General features: G+C 68.7%; 14 protein-coding genes and 1 pseudogene. 11 read left to right on the plus strand and 4 right to left on the minus strand.

What is annotated here, in order from left to right:
* Positions 1–2,214 (plus strand): translation initiation factor IF-2 (infB, locus tag BN1056_RS06800; RefSeq protein ID WP_425306113.1); only part of this gene is annotated, 2,214 nt, incomplete at its 5' end.
* Between the two features lie 374 nt (positions 2,215–2,588).
* Here infB and rarD read toward each other — a convergent pair.
* Positions 2,589–3,572, minus strand: a complete 984-nt coding sequence (gene rarD, locus BN1056_RS06805; protein ID WP_244671563.1) for an EamA family transporter RarD — start codon at positions 3,570–3,572, stop codon at positions 2,589–2,591.
* A gap of 355 nt (positions 3,573–3,927) precedes the next feature.
* Here rarD and rbfA point away from each other — a divergent pair, with 355 nt between their 5' ends.
* From rbfA to BN1056_RS06820, 3 genes are all read left to right on the plus strand, one after another.
* A complete protein-coding gene (gene rbfA, locus BN1056_RS06810) occupies positions 3,928–4,491 on the plus strand; it encodes a 30S ribosome-binding factor RbfA (protein ID WP_083565918.1) in 564 nt (187 codons plus the stop codon).
* The gene (gene truB / locus BN1056_RS06815; RefSeq protein ID WP_210579977.1) at positions 4,488–5,507 is read left to right on the plus strand and encodes a tRNA pseudouridine(55) synthase TruB; all 1,020 of its coding nucleotides are present in this window, start codon (positions 4,488–4,490) and stop codon (positions 5,505–5,507) included. The genes rbfA and truB overlap by 4 nt, the downstream gene beginning before the upstream one ends.
* Positions 5,508–5,622: 115 nt before the next feature.
* On the plus strand, positions 5,623–6,663 hold the full coding sequence (locus BN1056_RS06820) for a bifunctional riboflavin kinase/FAD synthetase (protein ID WP_210579978.1): 1,041 nt from the start codon (positions 5,623–5,625) through the stop codon (positions 6,661–6,663).
* A gap of 46 nt (positions 6,664–6,709) precedes the next feature.
* Here BN1056_RS06820 and BN1056_RS06825 read toward each other — a convergent pair whose 3' ends face one another.
* The gene (locus BN1056_RS06825; protein ID WP_244671564.1) at positions 6,710–7,750 is read right to left on the minus strand and encodes an extracellular catalytic domain type 1 short-chain-length polyhydroxyalkanoate depolymerase; all 1,041 of its coding nucleotides are present in this window, start codon (positions 7,748–7,750) and stop codon (positions 6,710–6,712) included.
* Between the two features lie 266 nt (positions 7,751–8,016).
* On the opposite strand from BN1056_RS06825, the gene rpsO reads away from it, so the two are divergent.
* Entirely contained in the window at positions 8,017–8,286 is a 270-nt protein-coding gene (gene rpsO / locus BN1056_RS06830; RefSeq protein ID WP_073333012.1) for a 30S ribosomal protein S15, read from the plus strand.
* Positions 8,287–8,677: 391 nt separating this feature from the next.
* Here rpsO and fucO read toward each other — a convergent pair whose 3' ends face one another.
* Positions 8,678–9,829 (minus strand): lactaldehyde reductase, encoded by a 1,152-nt coding sequence (fucO, locus tag BN1056_RS06835; protein ID WP_210579980.1) that lies wholly within the window; start codon positions 9,827–9,829, stop codon positions 8,678–8,680.
* Positions 9,830–10,343: 514 nt separating this feature from the next.
* Here fucO and BN1056_RS06840 point away from each other — a divergent pair.
* Positions 10,344–12,713 carry a polyribonucleotide nucleotidyltransferase gene (locus BN1056_RS06840; protein ID WP_210579981.1) on the plus strand — a complete coding sequence of 790 codons (2,370 nt, stop codon included), beginning with the start codon at positions 10,344–10,346 and terminating at the stop codon, positions 12,711–12,713.
* A 229-nt stretch (positions 12,714–12,942) separates the two neighbouring features.
* Entirely contained in the window at positions 12,943–14,304 is a 1,362-nt protein-coding gene (locus BN1056_RS06845) for a M16 family metallopeptidase (protein WP_210579982.1), read from the plus strand.
* A 66-nt stretch (positions 14,305–14,370) separates the two neighbouring features.
* Here BN1056_RS06845 and BN1056_RS06850 read toward each other — a convergent pair whose 3' ends face one another.
* Entirely contained in the window at positions 14,371–14,676 is a 306-nt protein-coding gene (locus BN1056_RS06850; RefSeq protein WP_210579983.1) for a hypothetical protein, read from the minus strand.
* A gap of 257 nt (positions 14,677–14,933) precedes the next feature.
* Here BN1056_RS06850 and BN1056_RS06855 point away from each other — a divergent pair, with 257 nt between their 5' ends.
* The 4 genes and pseudogenes from BN1056_RS06855 to BN1056_RS06875 all read left to right on the plus strand — a co-directional run bounded on the left by BN1056_RS06855 (position 14,934) and on the right by BN1056_RS06875 (position 18,039).
* A complete protein-coding gene (locus tag BN1056_RS06855; protein ID WP_210579984.1) occupies positions 14,934–15,077 on the plus strand; it encodes a hypothetical protein in 144 nt (47 codons plus the stop codon).
* A gap of 149 nt (positions 15,078–15,226) precedes the next feature.
* Entirely contained in the window at positions 15,227–15,499 is a 273-nt protein-coding gene (locus BN1056_RS15055) for a transposase family protein (RefSeq protein ID WP_425306114.1), read from the plus strand.
* Between the two features lie 41 nt (positions 15,500–15,540).
* A pseudogene (locus BN1056_RS15060) lies at positions 15,541–16,557 on the plus strand (helix-turn-helix domain-containing protein); the annotation flags it as partial.
* Positions 16,558–17,502: 945 nt separating this feature from the next.
* Positions 17,503–18,039: a flavoprotein gene (locus BN1056_RS06875; RefSeq protein WP_210579988.1), complete on the plus strand. Its 537-nt coding sequence runs from the start codon at positions 17,503–17,505 to the stop codon at positions 18,037–18,039.
* Positions 18,040–18,297 lie beyond the last annotated feature (258 nt).

Raw genomic sequence — 18,297 nt, forward strand, 5'->3', positions numbered from 1 at the left:
GGCGGTAGTGGCGGCCCGCGCCCCGGCGGTTCGGGTGGCCCGCGTCCGCAGGGCGCGCGCTCGGGTCAGGGTGGCCCGCGTCCGGGCCCGCGTTCCGGTGGTCCGCGCCCCAACCCGGGCATGATGCCGGGCCGCTCCTCGGTGGGGCGTCCCGGTGCGCCCGCCCGCGGCGGTCAGGGCGGCCGTGGCGGTCGCCCCGGCTCCGGCGGTCGTGGAGGTTCCGGCGGCGGCGGTCCCCGTGGCGGCTTCGGCGGTCCCCGGGGCGGCCGTGGCGGTCGCGGCTCCACCCAGGGCGCCTTCGGCCGCGGTGGCGGCGCCCCGCGCGGCCGTAAGTCGCGTCGGGCCAAGCGCCAGGAATTCGAGCAGCAGAGCGCGCCGACGATCGGCGGCGTCGTCGTCCCCCGCGGCGATGGCTCCACCCCGGTGCGTGTGCGCCAGGGCGCCACACTGACCGACCTGGCGGAGAAGATCAACGCGAACCCGGCAGCGCTGGTGACCGTCCTGTTCCACCTCGGGGAGATGGCCACGGCCACCCAGTCGCTGGACGAGGACACCTTCGCCCTGCTGGGGGCCGAACTGGGCTACGACGTCCAGATCGTCTCGCCCGAGGATGAGGACCGCGAGCTGCTGGAGTCCTTCGACATTGACCTGGAGGCCGAGGAGGCCGGCGAGGACGACGCCGAACTGCTGCCGCGCCCGCCGGTGGTCACGGTCATGGGCCACGTCGACCACGGTAAGACCAAGCTGCTGGACGCCATCCGCTCCACCGACGTGGTCGCCGGCGAGGCCGGCGGCATCACCCAGTCCATCGGCGCCTACCAGGTGCGGGTGCACCTGGGTGATGAGACCCGACCGATCACCTTCATCGACACCCCCGGTCACGAGGCCTTCACGGCCATGCGTGCCCGTGGTGCCGAGGTGACGGACATCGCCATCCTGGTGGTGGCCGCCGACGACGGCGTCATGCCGCAGACGGTGGAGGCCCTCAACCACGCCCAGGCGGCCGGTGTGCCGATCGTCGTGGCCGTCAACAAGATCGACAAGGAGGGCGCCAACCCGGAGAAGATCCGTGGCCAGCTCACCGAGTATGGTCTGGTACCCGAGGAGTACGGCGGCGACACCATGTTCGTCGACATCTCCGCCAAGCAGCGCACCAACATCGACGGCCTGCTGGAGGCGGTCCTGCTGACCGCCGACGCCGCCCTCGACCTGCGCGCCAACCCGAACACGGACGCCCGCGGCGTCACCGTGGAGGCGAAGCTGGACCGGGGCCGCGGTGCCGTCGCCACCGTGCTGGTCCAGCGCGGCACCCTGCACGTCGGCGACCCGATCGTCGCCGGCAGCGCCTATGGGCGCGTGCGCGCCATGTTCGACGAGTACGGCAACCCGCTGGAGGAGGCCGGCCCGGCCCGGCCCGCCCAGGTGCTGGGGCTGACCAACGTGCCCAGCGCGGGCGACTCCTTCATCGTCGCTCCCGACGACCGCACCGCTCGGCAGATCGCCGACCGACGCGAGGCCGCCGGGCGCGCCGCGGAGTTGGCCAAGCGCCGCAAGCGCGTCTCCCTGGAGAACCTCACCGATGTCCTCAAGGAGGGCAAGGTCGACACCCTCAACCTCATCCTCAAGGGCGACAGCTCGGGTGCGGTCGAGGCGCTGGAGGACTCGCTGCTCAAGATCGACGTCGGCGACGAGGTGGCCCTGCGGGTCATCCACCGCGGCGTCGGCGCCGTCACCCAGAACGACGTCAACCTGGCCACGGTGGACTCCGCCGTCATCATCGGCTTCAACGTGCGCCCCGCCGTGCGTGTGGCCGAGCTGGCCGACCGCGAGGGCGTCGACATGAAGTTCTACACGGTCATCTACAACGCCATCGAGGATGTCGAAGCGGCCCTGAAGGGCATGCTCAAGCCGGTCTACGAGGAGGTCGAGTTGGGCACGGCGGAGATCCGCCAGGTCTTCCACTCCTCGAAGTTCGGCTCGATCGCCGGTTCGATCGTCCGCTCCGGCGTCATCAAGCGCGGCGCCAAGGCCCGCCTGGTGCGCGACGGCGTCGTGGTGAACGGGGACCTCACGGTGGAGACGCTGCGCCGCGAGAAGGACGACGTCACCGAGGTCCGCGAGGGCTACGAATGCGGTATCAACCTCAGCTTCCGTGACATCGCCGAGGGCGACGTCATCGAGACCTGGGAGATGCGCGAGAAGCCCCGCGACTGACCGTCGGGACCGCCGCCGGCTAACACACCGAGACCGGCACTTGTTACGCGCCGCGACCGGTAGAAATGACGCCGGTGCCGCCGACTCCTTCGGGAGTGGTGGCACCGGCGTCATTTGGCTCCCGGACACCCGGGCTTAAGACTGGGGCATTGGCGTGAGCGTGGTGTTCTAGGCGGCGTGTCTGGGTAATTCGTGTGGGTGTGGTGCTTCAGAGCAGCGTGTCGCGGGGCGGCGGTCAAGTGTCGGGCTACTGCCGCCGGGCGGTTCGGCCCGGCCGCGTCATCCGGCCACCGATGACAAGCACGGCAAGGATGGTGGTGGAGTCTTCAACCTGCTCGGCTGAGAGCCGGGCGCAATCGGGCCTCCGTGAAGCGTTAATGCTTGCCAGGGCGCGGCCGGCGCGCCAGCTGCCACAGCAGGTCGGTGACGAACACGACCACCGCGACCCACACCAGCGCCGTCGAGACCCAGCGTGCCGGCGAGATCTCCTCGTGGAACACCGCCCAGGCGAGCAGGAACTGCATGACCGGGGTGATGTACTGGCTGAGCCCCACGATGGACAGCGGCACCCGGCGCGTGCCCGCGGCGAACAGCAGCAACGGCGTGGCCGTCACCGGGCCCGCCAGCACCAGTCCCGCGGCCAGGCCCGCAGACGCCGTAGCCCCCTGCAGTGCCCCGTGCCCGCCCGCGTAAAGCCAGGCGAAGTAGGCCAGCGCCACCGGCGTCATGCAGCCGCTCTCCACCGTGAGTCCGGTGAGCGCGTCCACCCTCCCGCCGACGCGCTTCTTCACCAGCCCATACAGGCCGAAGGACAGCGCCAGCGACAGCGAGATCCACGGCAGTGATCCCTGCGCCACCACCAGCACGGTGATCGCCACCACCGCAATGCCGACGGCGACACCCTGGGCCCGGCGCAGCCGCTCACCCAGGAAGATCGCCGCGAGCACCACCGTTACCAGCGGGTTGATGAAGTACCCCAGGGCCGCATCCGCGGTACGGCCGGAGTTGACCGCGTAGACGTACACCAGCCAGTTCACCGACACCAGCAGTCCGCTGGCCGCGAGCGTGCCCAGGACTCGCGGCGTCGCGACCGCCGTGCGCAGGGCAGGCCAGGAGCGGCGCAGCGCGGTCAGTCCCAGGCAGGTGGCCAGCGTCCACACCAGGCGATGCCCGATGATCTCCACGCTGCCGGCGTCCTGCAGCAGGCGGAAGTACAGGGGGAACAGGCCCCACAGCAGGTAGCAGCCGAGCACCATCGCCACGCCGGAGGCGTCCCCGGTGGCGGCGGCGGTTCGCGCTGGTGCCGGCGTTGCGACGGCGGCATGAGACTCGGAGGCGGGGGAGGCGGAGTCGGTCACGTGTGGCTTTCCTATTCGGCGGGAGGCAGTGCGCACGAGCATGATTCGCGCGGCATGGCGCCCGCAGGAGTTGGGATGTCGGCAGGAACGTTAGCGCGCCCGACGCCATGAACACGTGTTTGCGTCATGACCACGAGTTTTGGAGGTTTGCACGTGCCCGGCGCCTGCAAACCTCCAAGACTCGTGTATGTGAGACGAACTCGTGTATGAGACGCGGCCCGGAGCTCTGGCGATCGCGCGGGCGGTGGTGCACAATGATCCGTCCGCCGGTTTCCGGTACACGGTGCGGGCGCCGTCAGCGCGGTACTTGCAGCCGTGACCCGAACCACCAGTAGTCGATCCTTAAGGAGCCCCCATGGCCGACGCCGCCCGCGTCCGCAAGGTCGCTGACCGTATTCAACAGACCGTCGCCCGCCTCCTGCAGGGCAGGATCAAGGACCCCAGGATCGGCTTCGTCACCATCACCGACGTGCGCGTCACCGGTGACCTGCAGCAGGCGACCATCTTCTACACCGTCTACGGCACCGACGAGGAGCGCGAGGAGACGGCCGCCGCCCTGCGCTCGGCCACCGGCCTGATCCGTTCCGAGGTCGGTCGGGCGCTCGGCATTCGGCTGACCCCGTCGATCGCCTTCCAGCTTGACACGCTGCCCACGCAGGCGCAGGCCTTCGAGGACGCCCTCGCCCAGGCACGCGCCCGCGACGAACAGATTGCCCGCACCTACGCGGGCGCCACCTACGCCGGCGACGCCGACCCCTACCGCCACGACGACGAAGACGAGGGGGACGACTACGCCGCAGACAATGACGACCCGGCGCAGGCGGCAGGTGACGCGGACCAGGACGACTACGAGGCCATCGACCACGATGACTACGAGCCGGCCGAAGCCGACGCCGATGAGGAGGGGACCGGGGCGTGAGCAACCCCGCAGGCCGACCCACCGGACGGCGCATCGACGTCCCCCGCGGCTCCGTCACCTCCCCGGATGGGCTGCTGGTGGTGGACAAGCCCGCCGGCGTCACCAGCCACGACGTGGTCGCCATGACCCGCCGCCTGGCCGCCACCCGCAAGGTCGGCCACGCCGGCACCCTGGATCCTGCCGCCACCGGGGTGCTGCTGCTCGGCATCGGTCGGGCCACCCGGTTCCTGACCTACCTGGTCGGCGCCGACAAGACCTACCGGGCCACGGCCCGCCTGGGGCAGACCACCCTCACCGAGGACGCCGACGGCGAGTTCACGTCCGCCGCCGGCTGCCCGCCGGGCCCCGACCTGACCGCCCGGATCGACACCGCCCTGGCCTCCCTGACCGGCGAAATCATGCAGGTGCCCTCCGCGGTATCGGCCATCAAGATCGACGGCGTGCGCTCCTATGCGCGCGTGCGCGGTGGGGAGGACGTCGACCTGCCGGCTCGTCCGGTCACCATCCACGCCCTCACCCGCAGCGGAGCCCCACGGTCGACGACCGCCGCTGACGGCACCGCCGTGGTCGACGTCGACCTGGAGGTGCACTGCTCCTCGGGGACCTATGTGCGCGCCCTGGCGCGTGACCTCGGCACCGCCTTGGGCTGTGGGGCGCACCTGACCGCGCTGCGCCGCACCGAGGTGGGTCCCTTCTCGGTCGCCGAGGCGGCGACCATCGCCTCCCTGTCCGCCGTCGTCGCCGCCGGGCAGACCCTGCCCGTGCTGCCCCTGGCCGCCGTGGCCCGCCGCTGCTTCCCCGCCGTCGCCCTGGACGAGGTCGAGGCGCGCGCCCTGCGCCACGGGCAGCCCCTGCCCGCCGCGGTGCTCGACCGGGCACAGCCCCCGGGGCATCGGGTTATTTCCAAGGCCGCCGCGCCGGGCGTGGCCGCCGGGTTCGACCCGGCGGGCGGGCTCGTGGCACTGTTGGCACACAAGGGCGAACACGCCCGTCCCGTGCTCGTGCTGTCGAACTGATGCGGCCGCCTCCGCGCCGCACCCGGACACCCACAACCCAGGAGACACCTTTGAACCAGACCACGATCGCCCACATCCCGCGGCACCTCGGCGACGCGGACTGAGGCGGCGCACCGTGGAGATCTGGTATGGAGCCGAGCAGGTGCCGGCAGCCCTGAGGGATCCCTCCGGCCCCGGCAGCATCGTCACCGTAGGCGTGTTCGACGGCGTGCATCGCGGCCACCAGGCGATCCTCGCCCGCGTCGTGGAGCGCGCCCACCATGCGGCCACCCCCGACGGGCGTCGGCCGCGCGCCATCGCGTTGACCTTCGACCCGCATCCGGCGGCGGTACACCGCCCCGCCACACGGCTGCCACTGATCACCTCGCTCGCCGACCGCCTGGAGTCCCTGGCGGCCACCGGCTTGGATGCGGTGCTCGTGGTCCACTACACCCTCGACTTCGCCGACCAGGGGCCGGAGGAGTTCGTGCGCGACTGGCTCGAGGGTCTGCTTGGGGCCCGCGCGATCGTGGTCGGTGACGATGTGCGTTTCGGCCGCGGCAACAGCGGCGACGCCGCCACCCTGCGCCGGATCGGGCGCGCCGACGGCGTGGAGGTGGAGATCGTCTCCGACGTCGTCGCCCCCACCGGTCGCCGCTGGTCCTCCACCTGGGTGCGTGAACTGCTGGAGGCCGGCGACATGCGCGGCGCCGCCGAGGTCCTCGGCCACGTCCACCGGTTGCGCGGCACGGTCATCCACGGCCACCGCCGCGGCCGCGAACTCGGCTTCCCCACCGCGAACCTGGACGCCGCCACCGCCGGCGTGGTCCCGCCCGACGGTGTTTACGCGGGCTGGCTGGTGCGCTCCCCCCAGGCGGGGGTGGCCGGCGCCGCGGGGGAGAAGCGCCTGCCCGCCGCCATCTCCATCGGCACCAACCCGACCTTCGACGACGTGCCCGACCGCACCGTGGAGGCGCATGTGCTGGGGCGCGCGGACTTGAACCTGTACGGGGAGGTCGTGGTGATCGAACTGGTGGAGCGGCTGCGCCCCATGCTCGCCTTCGACGGCCTGGAGCCGCTGCTGGCGCAGATGCGGCAGGACGTGATCGACACCGCCGCGGTGCTGGACGTGCCCGTGCCCGAGCCCATCCGCCCCGAGGACGTCACCGCCCTGTGACGGCAGGGTGACGCCGACACTGGGCGATGCCGCTCCGCTCGGGGCATCACTGCCGCGGGTGGGCGGAGAAGAACTCCCACATCAACTGCGAGGCATTGATCTCCTGAGTGATCGTGCCCAGGGCGGACAGGTCCGCGCTCGTGCCGGGCCAGGTGTGACCGCCGGCGTCCACCGTGTACAGCCCCACCTCGGTGCCGCTCTCGCAGGAGCCGTAGCGGGTCAGGGACACGTGGTCGCTCACCTGGTCGGTGGTGGGCTCGGCGGTGCAGCCGTCCAGCTCCGCCCAGGTGCTTACGGCCGTCTCGACGCCGTAGCCCCAGCGGGGATCGTCGTTGCCGTCATAGGGGTTGACCACGTCGTCGGTGCCGTGGAAGGTCAGCACGGAGACCGGCTGGTCCGGGGTGCAGCTCGAGGGGTCGATCGTGGTCAAGTCGTCCGCGGTGGCCTTGCCGGCGCGCAGACCCGCGACGGGCGCGATGGCGGCGATCAAATCGGGGCGCTCGCAGGCCAGGGCGCTGGCCATGCGGCCGCCCCCGGAGTAGCCGGTCGCGTAGATGCGGTTGGGGTCCACGCAGGCCTGCTCCGACAGGGACTCGACAACCGTGGTCAGGAAGGCGACGTCGTCGCGGGCGTCGTCCGCCGGGTACTCGCCGGCGGTGGTGGGCACGCCGGGCACGTTCCAGGCCCAGTTGCCGTCGGGCAGCGGGTCGTCGGTGTCCAGGGCGATGGCGGCGGTGGGCTCGGCGACGATGAATCCGTCGGCGTCGGCGTCGGCCACGGCATCGAGTTCGCTGATCTGTGCCTGGGAGACGCCGTTGGAGTTGGAGCCGTGCAGGTCAAGGACCAGGGGGAGAGGGGTATCGGGGTCGGCACCCTCGGGCACGTGCACGCGGACCGGGTAGGTCTCGTCCTCGAAGACGACGTCGACGGTCTGCGTGCCCGACAGCGTGCGGCTGCAAGGCGACACCATGGTGCCGGTGCCGGAACTGTCGGCGCCGGCGGTGCTTGACGAGGTGGGCTCGGCACCGCATCCGGTGACCGCGACCGGGGCGAGCACAACCAGCGCGGCGATGAGCGATACGAGCACAGGCCGAATACGTGCGGAGGGTTTCAATGACTGCTGCGCAGGGGATAGCAAGGGGACTCCTCAGGGAAACAACGATGTTTGCGGTGCTGCAGGTAACGCCAGTATAGGCGGCGGGGCCGGCTGCATGTGCCCGATGCCACCGGCCGGTGGGCGAGGGGCACGGCCCGCGGCTGATATGGTTGCCCAGCCGTCGATCGGCCGCGGGAGTGTCATGCCCGGGAGAACCAGCCCCGGCGCTCCGCGCAACGAGAAGATCAGGAGTCATCGTGTCGATTTCCCCCGAACGCAAGCAGGAGCTCATTGCCGAGTACGCCACCCACGAGGGCGACACCGGCTCCCCGGAGGTCCAGGTCGCCATCCTGTCCGAGCGGATCTCCAACCTCACCGAGCACTTCAAGACCCACGCTCACGACCACCACTCGCGCCGCGGCCTGTACCTGCTGATCGGTAAGCGTCGCCGCCTGCTGGACTACCTCGAGCGCGAGGACATCGAGCGCTACCGCAAGCTCATCGCCCGCCTCGGCATCCGCCGCTGAGCGACAGCGCGCCAGGACTACACAACGGGCCCCGGTCTCCACAGTGGAGACCGGGGCCCGGCGCGTGGTAGTTGTCCGGCCATGCGCTGCCGGACTCTGGGCGAATTGATCTCGCACCAAGCCCCCCGCGGTGCCCACTCCGGCGGGGCGGGACCTGACGGTTCGTACCTTCAGGACGACGGTTCGTACTTCTTCTCGACGGTTCGGCACCCCGGGGTACGAACCGTCGCCACGAGTGCCGAAGCGTCCGAGCCGAGTGCCGAATCGTCACGTGAAGTGCTGAACCGTCGCCCACGGGGCCACCCACACCACCACACCCTCTCGAACACGAAGAGCCTGAGGGCGGGGCGCGCCGACGTCCACCAGGCGGTATCGACGCGTCCGGCGCGGCTCACAGCAGTGAGCGGTACAGCGCCTCAATGTTCTCACGGGTGGCCGGGCGCGGGTTGCCGGGGGTACACACGTCGGCGAAGGCGTCCTCGGTCAGCGCGGCGATACCGGACTCGTCCACGCCCACCTCGCTGATGCGCGTGGGGTTGCCCAGGTCGCGGGTCAGCTGGGCGACGGCGTCGACGGCGGCCTGGCGCGCCTGGTCCAGCGGCATGGTCTGCGCGTCGGCCACGCCGAAGGCCTCGGCGATGTCACGGTACTTCTCGCCGGTGTACTCGGCGTTGTAGGCCATGATCGGGGCGAGCAGGATGCCGTTGGCCACTCCGTGCGGAGCGTTGTAGCGGCCGCCCAGTGGGTGCGCCATGCCGTGCACCAGGCCCAGGCCCACGTTGGAGTAGGCCATGCCGTTGATGTAGGCGGCCAGCCCCATCTGCTCCACGGCGTCGGCGTCGCCCTCGGCCGCCTTACGCAGGTTCTTCGCGATCATTTGGATGGAGCGCAGGCACAGGGCGTCGGACAGCTCCCAGGCACCGGGGGTGATGTAGCCCTCGATGGCGTGGGTGAGGGCGTCCAGGCCGGTGGCGACCTTCAGCCCACGCGGCATGCCGTCCATCAGGTCGGGATCCACCACGGCGATCACGGGGATGTCGTGCGGGTCGACGCACACGAACTTGCGCTGGTTCGCGGTGTCGGTGATGACGTAGTTGATGGTGGTCTCCGAGGCGGTGCCCGCGGTGGTGGGCAACCCGATGATGGGCGTGCCCGGGTGCTTCGTGGGGGAGGCCCCCTCCAGGCTGAGCACGTCCTCGAACTCGGGGTTGGTGGCGATCACCGAGATCGCCTTGCAGGTGTCCTGCGGGCTGCCGCCGCCCAGGCCGATGAGGATGTCGGCGCCCGAGTTGCGGAAGGCGGCCAGACCTGCCTGCACCTTCTCCACCGGCGGGTTGGGCACGACGTCGGAGAAGATCTCCCAGGCAATGCCTGCGGCGTCGAGCAGGTCGGTGATGCGCGCGGCGGTGCCGTTCTCAGCCAGGACCGGGTCGGTGACGATGAAGGCCTTGCTCAGTCCACGGGCGGTGATCTCGGTGGGGATGTTGGCGATGGCGCCGCGTCCGAAGTAGCCGGTCTGGTTGAAGATCATGCGGTAGGTCATAAAACGCTCCCTTGGGTTTCGGATCGCCGGCGCGTGGCCGGCAGACGAGGTGGGTGATCCACCACCACGCAGTTGAAACGATTGCATAAGGCTTGCCTCAAATGGAAGGCACGAAAGTCCCGAGCCCTCGGCGCGTCCTATTTCACGTCTCCCGGCCGTTCCGTCACCCCCGCGCGCGCGGGCGCCACGGTAGGATCTAGCCGTCCGTCCTCAAGCTAGCGGCAGTGGCAGTGGGTTTTCCGGGCGCCGGCAGGTGCTCCGCCGAACACGCCATCCCGGATCGGTTCCGGAACAGCCCGCACTACCGGACGCGGATGGCGCCGGCAGCGGCGTCGTCGGCCCGGAAGGCAGCTACGGGGAGTGGACCCGGTGGCCGGGACAGACCCGGTAACCGGACGGCACGGCCCGTCGGTTTTCGGTGGTGGCCTCCGGACCAGCGCGTGCGCAGCTCCGTGGGCCTCGATCGAAGGCCACGGTCGGCCTAACGATCGACACAGAAAGAGACACGCAACATATGTTCCTTGATGACCCCGAGGTCACGGCCGCCGAGGCCGTGATCGACAACGGCCCCTTCGGCAAGCGCGTGGTCCGCTTCGAGACCGGGCGCCTGGCCAAGCAGGCCGCCGGCAGCGCCATGGCCTACCTGGACGGTGAGACCACCGTGCTGTCGGCCACCACCGTGGGCAAGCACCCCAAGGACCAGTTCGACTTCTTCCCGCTCACCGTGGACGTGGAGGAGCGCCAGTACGCCGCCGGCCGCATCCCCGGCTCCTTCTTCCGCCGTGAGGGCCGCGCCGGCACCTCCGCCATCCTCGCCTGCCGTCTGATCGACCGTCCGCTGCGCCCCTCCTTCGTCAAGGGCCTGCGCAACGAGGTGCAGGTGGTTGAGACCGTGCTGTCCATCCACCCCGACGACGCCTACGACGTCCTGGCCATCAACGCGGCCTCCATGTCCACCCAGATCGCGGGCCTGCCCTTCTCCGGCCCCGTCGCCGGCACCCGCCTGGCCCTCATCGACGGGCGCTGGGTGGCCTTCCCCCGCTACTCCGAGCTTGAGCGCGCCACCTTCAACATGGTGGTGGCCGGGCGCGTGCTGGAGGACGGCGACGTCGCCATCATGATGGTCGAGGCCGGCGCCACCGAGAACGCCTGGGACCTGATCGCCGCCGGCGCCACCGCCCCCACCGAGGCCGTCGTCGCCGAGGCCCTGGAGGCCGCCAAGCCGCACATCAAGGTGCTGTGCGAGGCCCAGATGGAGGTCGCCAAGCACGCCTCCAAGCCCACCGCCGACTTCCCCCTGTACCTGGACTACACCGACGAGCAGTACGACGCCGTCGAGAAGGCCGCCGAGGCCCACGACCTGGCCGCCGCCATCGCCACCGAGGGCAAGCAGGCCCGCGACGAGGCCACCGACTCCGTGCGCGACGCGGTGCTCGCCGACCTGGCCGAGGCCTACCCGGCCGAGGAGGACGCCAAGGCCCTCAAGGCCGCCTTCCGCTCCGTCACCAAGAAGCTCGTGCGCCACCGCACCCTCACCGAGGGCGTGCGCATGGACGGCCGCGGCCTGAAGGACATCCGCACCCTGGCCGCCGAGGTCGAGGTGCTGCCCCGCGTGCACGGCTCGGCCATCTTCGAGCGCGGCGAGACCCAGATCATGGGCGTGACCACCCTGAACATGCTGCGCATGGAGCAGCAGATCGACGACCTGTCGCCGCTCAAGCACAAGCGCTACATGCACCAGTACGTCTTCCCGCCCTTCTCCACCGGCGAGACCGGCCGCGTCGGCGCCCCCAAGCGCCGGGAGATCGGCCACGGCGCCCTGGCCGAGCGCGCCCTGGTGCCGGTACTGCCCAGTCGCGACGAGTTCCCCTACGCCATCCGCCAGGTCTCCGAGGCGCTCGGCTCCAACGGGTCGACCTCCATGGGCTCGGTGTGTGCCTCCACCCTGTCGCTGCTCAACGCCGGCGTGCCGCTGCGCGCCCCGGTGGCCGGCATCGCCATGGGGCTGATGCACGAGGAGATCGACGGCGAGACCAAGTGGGCCACGCTCACCGACATCCTCGGCAGCGAGGACGCCTTCGGTGACATGGACTTCAAGGTGGCCGGTACCCGCGACTTCATCACCGCCCTGCAGCTGGACACCAAGCTGGATGGTCTGCCCTCCGACGTGCTGGCCGGTGCGCTCGCCCAGGCCCGCGACGCCCGCCTGTTCATCCTGGACGTCCTCGCCCAGGCGATCGACTCTCCCGACGAGATGGCCCCCACCGCGCCGCGCGTGCTGAGCGTGCACATCCCCGTGGACAAGATCGGTGAGGTCATCGGCCCCAAGGGCAAGATGATCAACCAGATCCAGGAGGACACCGGCGCCGAGCTGACGGTCGAGGACGACGGCACCGTCTACATCGGCGCCTCCGACGGTCCGTCCGCCGAGGCCGCCCGCGACGCCGTAAACGCCATCGCCAACCCGCAGATGCCGGAGATCGGCGAGCGCTTCGTCGGCACCGTGGTCAAGACCACCACCTTCGGCGCCTTCGTGTCGCTGACCCCCGGCAAGGACGGCCTGCTGCACGTCTCCCAGATCCGCCGTCTGGTCGGCGGCAAGCGCGTGGAGAACGTCGAGGATGTGCTGGGCGTGGGCGACAAGGTCGAGGTCGAGCTGGCCGAGATCGACCAGCGCGGCAAGCTCAGCCTGCACGCCGTCCTCAACGAGGAGCAGCAGGCGGCCGAGGATGAGGCCAAGGCGCGCCGCGCCGAGCGCAGTGAGGGCGACGGTGAGCGTCGGCCGCGCCGCCGGCGCGAGCGCACCGACGAGGACGGCGAGCGCCGCGAGCGCCGCCCGCGCCGCCGCCGCATGCGCACCGTGGAGGCCTCCGAGGAGGAGTGACCGATCCGGTTGACCCGGTGACAACCTGGGGCCGGGCTCCGCGCGATCACGACGATCAACCGGAGCCCGGCCCCCCTTTTTTTGCTTCCTCCCCTACTCTCTTCACCGAGGTCGGTTGACGTTACGTGCCGAGGTCGATTGTTTTGGCGACGGGTCGGCCGACGGTGGCTGGGACTCGTCCGAGACCGGCAGGAATGACGTGCCGAGGTCGGTCGTCTAGGCTCGTGCGGTGACCACTCCCGCCCCGACCGGCCCCGAAACCAGCTTCGCCGAAGCCGCCCTCGACCGCGCACCCGCAGGCGCCCCCGGCACCGAACTGCGCCTCGTCGACGACGGAGCCACGATCCGCCGCTCGATCCTGCCCGGCGGGGTGCGGGTGATCACCGAGCACGTGCCCGCACTGCGCTCGGCCTCACTGGGCATGTGGTTCGGCGTCGGCAGCCGCGACGAGCGCGCCGGCCAGGAGGGCTCCACCCACTTCCTGGAGCACCTGCTGTTCAAGGGCACCGCCACGCGCAGTGCCCACGACATCGCCGAGGCCTTCGACATGATCGGTGGGGAGTCCAACGCCGCCACCTCCAAGGAGCACACCTCCTACTACGCCCGCGTGCTCGGCCCGGACGACCTGACCGCCCTGGACGTGCTCGCCGACATGGTCACCTCCTCCCGCCTGGACCCGGGCGAGGTGGAGACCGAACGCGGCGTGATCGTCTCCGAGCTGGCCGACGCCGCCGACGACCCCGCCGAAATCGCCCAGGAGGCTTTCGCTCGCGCCGCCTTCGGTGACGACACCCCGCTGGGGCGCCCCATCGGCGGCACCTACGAGACGGTCTCGGCGGTGCCCCGCGACGCCGTGTGGGAGCACTACCAGCGCACTTATGCCTCCGACACGCTCGTGGTCGCGGCCGCCGGCGCCGTCGACCACGACGAGATCTGCGCGCGCGTGGCCGCCGACCTGGCCGCCGCCGGCTGGGACACCAGCGGCGCCGTCGCCCCGCGTCCGCGCCGCTTCGAGACCGAACCCGTGGCGGAGCTGACGGTTCATGACATCACGGTGAACCGGGAGGCCGAGCAGTCCCACGTCTACCTCGCCTGCCAGGGCATTCCGGCGCTGGACGAGCGCCGCTGGACCATGAGCGTGCTCACCACCATCCTCGGCGGCGGCATGTCCTCGCGCCTGTTCCAGGAGATCCGCGAGAAGCGCGGTTTGGCCTACACCACCTACGCCTTCGACACCCCCTACGCCGGGGCGGGCGCCTTCGGGCTGTATGCCGGCTGCGCCCCGGGCGACGTCGATGAGGTGCTGACCGTCATGGCCGGCGAGTTTGAGTCGCTGGCTGCCGACGGCGTCACCGAGCGTGAACTGGAGCGTGCCCGCGGGCAGATCCGCGGCTCCATGGTGCTCGGGGGAGAGGACTCCCTGGCGCGCATGGGGCGGCTGGGGCGCGCCGAGGTCGTCACCGGCCGCCTGCGCTCCATGGAGGAGAACCTGCGCCGCCTGGACGCGGTAACCGCCGACGACGTGCGCGCCCTGGCGGCCCAGCTCGCCGCCCAGGAGCGCTGCCGCGTCGTGGTCGGACCGGGTGCCTGAGGCGAGCGACGGCGAAGACCGGCTCCGCCACCGCAATCGCGGCGAGTGCGCGGGGACCGCCCACGGTCAACCTTGCACCTGCCTTCCCCGCAGCCGCTGGGGCTGGAGCAGGGCAAGGACGAAGAAGAGGACCGTGCCGATCACCCACGCTCCGGCTATGCCCGTGGGATGAGTGAGGGCAACCGCGATCATGACTCCCAGTGCCACGGCGGCAATCGCCTTCAGGGCCTGCAGGCCGGTGGCGACTGCGAGTGCCGTGCTCGTGGCGGAGATTGCGACGGCGATCGTCACCGCTCGTTGCGGAGTATCCCAGTTCAGATGGACGAGAACCCCGCTCAGGGCGGCGATGGCGGCGAAAGACAGCGATGACACGGCGCTCGGCCTGCGTGCGATCTGCCGACCCGTGCGCGACCGATCCTGGAATGCGCTGGATGACGAGTCATGGCCGAGCTGCGACATGGAGGCTTCCTTGAATATGAGGGGTGGCACAAACGCTAAGGGTAGGTCTCGCAGTGTGGTGGCAATTCCCGCGAGGGGTTCCCTCTGGTAGGGGGCATCGTGGGAGCCCAGATTCTCGACCAAGACTCACTAGGAAGGTTCACCCAGGATGCCCAACAAGCAAGTCTGCCGTGTCCATGCTGATCGCGGAAGTGCTGGCCGACCCTGACTTGGCTCAGGATGATGTGTTCCGTCGGTTGCTTCAGGCCGGGTTGCAGGACTTTGTGGACGCCCAGGGTGTCGGCAAAGCCGGTCGCCGGTTATCTGATGTCTAGGGGTTTCGGTGTGTTTGCAGGGATGCGGCTTGATTTTCCGGCGACGATGGGGATGTCGAATTAGCCATTGCCTGTTGGAGAGTCGCGCTGCTATGTCATCATCTCCCACTTCTGCTCTGTCGCGCCAGCCCCTGGCGGGGGTGTTCGCCATGGTTCCCGACCCGCGTGATCGGCGCGGGCGCCGTCATCGGCTGGATGTGTTGCTTGTTTTGGCGGCGGTGGGGGTGCTGGCCGGGTGCCGCACCCTGTTGGCGATCTGGGAACACGCCCGTGATCTGACCGAGAGCCAGCTGCAAGACCTCGGTATCAGCCCCGACCGTCCCATGGCGAGTGAGTCGACGATCCGCCGAGCCCTGGCTGCCTTGGACCCAGAGGACTTCGACGTTCGGTTGGGTCTTGGCCCTGTTTGTTGGACATGCTGATTCCGGCCCTGTGTGGCTGGGGAGAGCGAGATGATCTGACTATGGCTAAGAAGAGCTACTCGGAGGAGTTCCGCCGTCAGGCGGTGGACTTGTACGAGACGACCCCGGGGGCGACGGTGCGTGGTATTGCCCAGGATCTGGGGGTCTCCCGCGGGACGCTGCGCGGTTGGTTGCACCGTTGGGGCACCGGGCGGAAAACCGGTCCTGACGGGGCACCGGCCCCCAGCCCCCTCAAACCCAACAACAAGACCGGGACGGCGCCACCTGCTCAGGCCGGCGCTGACGGTGCACTGGCGCAGGCTGGGGAGTCGGTGGAGGAGCGGGTCGCCCGGCCGGGTGGCGGAGAACGCGGCCTTGCGGGCGGAGAAGGACCAGGCTGGCTCAGGAGCGGGAGATCTTGCAGTAGGCGGCCAAGCATGTTTCGCCGTGGGTTGACCGGTCCGGTAGAGCCTTGTTTCCCGGTTCTGGTCGCCGACCATGCAGCCACCTATGGGGCGGGAGCGGCTTTGCGAGTTGCTCGGGGGTAGGTCGGTCCTCCTTTTACGCCTGGGGACAGGCCGCTCCCAGACGAGCCGAGCGGGCTGCGGCCGATGCCGCCCCGGGCCGAGCGGATCCGGCAGAATTGCGATGATGATTGGGCCATGGGGGCGCCCAGGACCCGCCGCCGAACCAGGCGACGGGATCGCCAAGGGCGCCGACGGGAAGATTAACCGCAAGGCGGGTGGCGCGTCTGATGCGGGCCGCGTCGATCGTCGGTTTCCGCAAGCGTCGGCGGGTGCGTACCACCGCACCGGGATCAGTCGGCGTCCAAGTACCCCGACCTGCTAGAGCGGGACTCGCGCGGCGGATGCCCCCAACGCAAGTACTTGGGCGATATTCCCCCACTGCGTGGGAGGTGCCCCCACCTATCTGCCGTTGGCCGACGGCTCGAACCTGTACCTGGCTACCGTCATCGACTGCTACAGCAGGCGCCTGATCGACTGGGCGGTACCGCGAGCCGCATGCGCACCTCCCTCGTGGTCGATGCGCTGCAGGCGGCCGCGCATGAGCGCGGGAGCCGGCCGAGGCCGTTCGAGGCGTCACAGTCTACTATCACACGACCCGTGATGCCCCGAAGGCCTCACCCTGTTTCACACACCACGCCGACGCCACCCCGACTTACACAACACGCCCTAGGTCCCCACAAACACCAACCAAACCCCTCCGCGCCAACGAAAAAACCCGGTCCTGACGCAGTGTCACTAAAACCGGCACGAGTCAGACTTGAGGCAAGTCTCATCAAACCCTTGTGATCTCAGACGCATGTTGCTATGCTGAAGGCAACCTGATGGAGGGGACGAAGTCTTCGCCAACGACCCTGCGTGGAGGAAGAGATGACCCATGAGCCGTGAAATAGGGCCACAAGCATCGGGTGAGACTACATCTGTCCCTTCAGGGCTAACCGTCGCAAGGCTTCTCTTTCTCGTTGGTGGCGTGACGTGTTGTGCGTACGCCGTCAGCCTGGGACTGTCACAGCATCGACTGCCAAATGCTTCAGAAGCAGGAGGTGCTATTGTAGTGTTCTTAACGTTCGCGCTGGAGCACGTCGCTTGGTGGTGGACCCTGCAGAATGCTGACCAACTCAGAATTAGGTGGGCAAAAAAAGCGAGTTACATACACGTAGCACTGTTCGTCAGCGCCACCCTAAACAACTCTCCACAGACCGGCTATGTATTGCTCGCGGCAGTTCCACCGGTGCCTGATAACATGATCATGGCTGCAGCACCGCCTCTGCTTGTGTTCATAAGTGGCATCAACGCGTTCCTCCTTAAGCGCGTTAATTTTCACCAAAAGAGGAGTTAGGTAAACTAAACGAATAGATGCCCGGTCCAGTGTATCCATCGTTGGTCGTTCTTCACCATCGAGGACAGTTCCCCAGGGCTCACAACTTCGGCCGACACTGAAGTCCGTGTAACCACCGTTCCTGTCGTCAGTCAATTACGAGATACTAGAGGGAGAACAACATGATGAATCTACTAATAATAATTACGGGAGCTGTCGGAGCTGCGTTGATGCCGACGTGGGTGCTTCAGCTAAGAAGCGACTACGACATATCGATCAGGTGCGTGCTGACACCGAGCGCCGAGCGGTTCCTATCCCCCAACGCGATGGCCGCGATAACGGGCCAACCAACGTACCTTGAAAGTAGCTGGGGAGTGAGCGGCAGAGCCATTCATAAGGAGCTAGCATACTGGGCGGACAAAGTCCTCGTCGCCCCCGCTTCGCTCAATTCAATGTCCAAGATAATGCAACTCGACAGCAGTAATCTGGCCTTAGCGACCGTCGCATTCACAGCCGCACCTACGTATATAGTACCCGCTGTCAGTGGCCCTGTGACTAGAAAGGATAGATACAAAGAACTTCTTGCGTCCTTGAGGAAAGACTACACCTTGATTCTACCTTCAATGAACGACGCATCCGTGTCTCTCGTCGACTTCAACCCAGAAGAAGGAGGGATGGCAACGTACGAGGATGTAAAATCAAAACTCCAATTAGGATAACCGTTCAGGAGCGACGATCGGAATGACGTCTAAATCGTCTAACCTGTCACACTTAGGAGAGATTGGAATGTCTACAGTCAGTCACGACGACTTGTCGCCTAGCCAGCGTCGACAAAGAACCAAGAAGCGTATCGCAGAGTCGGTCTGCGGAAGATCTGACTTGTCAGACGACCAGATGCGCGCAATTGGTGGCGCTGGGTCTAACGCTTCGCCGGCTGGGACTTGGACCATCGGAATCGGGATCACGGTGGCAGTAGG

Source organism: Actinomyces succiniciruminis (assembly GCF_900002405.1).
GTDB lineage: Bacteria > Actinomycetota > Actinomycetes > Actinomycetales > Actinomycetaceae > Actinomyces > Actinomyces succiniciruminis.

What these genes read in the sequence shown, in the direction of transcription:
- rbfA (WP_083565918.1), top strand. Translation starts at nt 3,928, where the DNA reads ATGGCCGACGCCGCCCGCGTCCGCAAGGTCGCTGACCGTATTCAACAG.
- fucO (WP_210579980.1), bottom strand. Translation starts at nt 9,829, where the DNA reads ATGACCTACCGCATGATCTTCAACCAGACCGGCTACTTCGGACGCGGC.
- BN1056_RS06840 (WP_210579981.1), top strand. Translation starts at nt 10,344, where the DNA reads ATGTTCCTTGATGACCCCGAGGTCACGGCCGCCGAGGCCGTGATCGAC.
- BN1056_RS15055 (WP_425306114.1), top strand. Translation starts at nt 15,227, where the DNA reads ATGGTTCCCGACCCGCGTGATCGGCGCGGGCGCCGTCATCGGCTGGAT.
- BN1056_RS06875 (WP_210579988.1), top strand. Translation starts at nt 17,503, where the DNA reads ATGATGAATCTACTAATAATAATTACGGGAGCTGTCGGAGCTGCGTTG.